This is a genomic window from Mesorhizobium sp. M2C.T.Ca.TU.002.02.1.1 (genome assembly GCF_003997225.1).
Window position 1 is genome coordinate 5,001 of the sequence record NZ_RZTO01000255.1, and the last position, 2,401, is coordinate 7,401.

Sequence of the window (2,401 nt, forward strand, 5' to 3'; positions counted from 1 at the left end):
AAACAACCAGGATGTTGGCTTAGAAGCAGCCATCATTTAAAGAAAGCGTAACAGCTCACTGGTCTAAATAAGGGTCTTTGCGCCGAAAATGTAACGGGGCTAAAGCCATACACCGAAGCTTAGGGTTCGCAGTAATGCGAGCGGTAGCGGAGCGTTCTGTAAGCTGATGAAGCCGTACCCGTGAGGGGCGGTGGAGGTATCAGAAGTGCGAATGCTGACATGAGTAACGTAAGGGGAGTGAGAGACTCCCCCGCCGAAAGACCAAGGGTTCCTGCTTAAAGTTAATCTGAGCAGGGTTAGCCGGCCCCTAAGACGAGGCGGAAACGCGTAGTCGATGGGAACCACGTTAATATTCGTGGGCCTGGAGGTAGTGACGGATCACACAAGTTGTCCAATCTTATCGGATTGAACGGGCAGCGGAGTGGTTCCAGGAAATAGCTCCTCCTTATAGACCGTACCCGAAACCGACACTGGTGGTCAGGTAGAGTATACCAAGGCGCTTGAGAGAACTATGCTGAAGGAACTCGGCAAATTGCACGCGTAACTTCGGAAGAAGCGTGACCCTTTTCTACGCAAGTGGAGGAGGGTGGCACAGACCAGGGGGTAGCGACTGTTTATCAAAAACACAGGGCTCTGCGAAGCCGCAAGGCGACGTATAGGGTCTGACGCCTGCCCGGTGCTGGAAGGTTAAGAGGAGGGGTGCAAGCTCTGAATCGAAGCCCCAGTAAACGGCGGCCGTAACTATAACGGTCCTAAGGTAGCGAAATTCCTTGTCGGGTAAGTTCCGACCTGCACGAATGGCGTAACGACTTCCCCGCTGTCTCCAGCATAGACTCAGTGAAATTGAATTCCCCGTGAAGATGCGGGGTTCCTGCGGTTAGACGGAAAGACCCCGTGCACCTTTACTATAGCTTTACATTGGCATTCGTAGTGGCATGTGTAGGATAGGTGGTAGGCTTTGAAGCCTGGGCGCCAGCTCAGGTGGAGCCACCCTTGAAATACCACCCTTATTACTATGGATGTCTAACCGCGGCCCGTTATCCGGGTCCGGGACAATGTATGGTGGGTAGTTTGACTGGGGCGGTCGCCTCCTAAAGAGTAACGGAGGCGCGCGATGGTGGGCTCAGAACGGTCGGAAATCGTTCGCTGAGTGCAATGGCATAAGCCTGCCTGACTGCGAGACTGACAAGTCGAGCAGAGACGAAAGTCGGTCATAGTGATCCGGTGGTCCCGCGTGGAAGGGCCATCGCTCAACGGATAAAAGGTACGCCGGGGATAACAGGCTGATGACCCCCAAGAGTCCATATCGACGGGGTTGTTTGGCACCTCGATGTCGACTCATCGCATCCTGGGGCTGGAGCAGGTCCCAAGGGTATGGCTGTTCGCCATTTAAAGCGGTACGTGAGTTGGGTTCAGAACGTCGTGAGACAGTTCGGTCCCTATCTGCCGTGGGTGTAGGAATATTGAAAGGATCTGTCCCTAGTACGAGAGGACCGGGATGGACGGATCTCTGGTGGACCTGTTGTGGCGCCAGCCGCATCGCAGGGTAGCTATATCCGGACGGGATAACCGCTGAAGGCATCTAAGCGGGAAACCCACCTTGAAACGAGTATTCCCTGAGAACCGTGGAAGACGACCACGTTGATAGGCCGGGTGTGGAAGAGCGGCAACGCTTGAAGCTTACCGGTACTAATAGTTCGATAGGCTTGATCGTTCTCATTACTTATATCCATCAAGGCGCAATCCGAAGGATTGTCGCCGGCACAAAAACGACGATCCTTCGGATCGCGCTGCGACGATCCTTCGGATCGCGCTTGAACAGCTTCTCGATTTGAACGTGCGTTTTGCCGACCTGGTGGTTATGGCGGAGCGGCTGCACCCGATCCCATTCCGAACTCGGCCGTGAAACGCTCCAGCGCTGATGGTACTTCGTCTCAAGACGCGGGAGAGTAGGTCGCTGCCAGGTCTGCAAAGCGCACGTTCACCTCAAATCCGGATCAAAAAGATTCAGGAAGGAGACCAGTCTTCTCTCTACGATATAAGGCCCGCCAAACGGGAGCCCGGGCCGCGCAAGCGGCCCTTTCATTTGGCGGACCCATTGAATCCGGTAAGCAAAAACTTACCTCTAAGCTCGCAAGCAAACGCTTGCTCGTAGTCGCAAGCAAACGCTTGCTCGTAGTCGCAAGCAAACGCTTGCTCGTAGTCGCAAGCAAACGCTTGCTCGTAGTCGCAAGCAAACGCTTGCTCGTAGTCGCAAGCAAACGCTTGCTCGTAGGTGACGCGGGGTGGAGCAGCCCGGTAGCTCGTCAGGCTCATAACCTGAAGGTCACAGGTTCAAATCCTGTCCCCGCAACCAAAACCAAAAGAGCCCGCCTTGCGCGGGCTCTTTTGGTTTTTTGCC

At 54.6% G+C, this 2,401-nt stretch carries 1 tRNA gene and 2 rRNA genes (1 of these 3 running past the window's edge); all 3 read left to right on the top strand.

Annotation, left to right across the window (positions count from 1 at the left end):
- A 23S ribosomal RNA gene (locus EOD07_RS15550) occupies positions 1-1,714 on the top strand (it extends 1,084 nt beyond the left edge of the window).
- Positions 1,715-1,851: 137 nt separating this feature from the next.
- A 5S ribosomal RNA gene (rrf, locus tag EOD07_RS15555) occupies positions 1,852-1,966 on the top strand.
- A 313-nt stretch (positions 1,967-2,279) separates the two neighbouring features.
- A tRNA-Met gene (locus EOD07_RS15560) sits at positions 2,280-2,356 on the top strand.
- Positions 2,357-2,401: the final 45 nt, after the last annotated feature.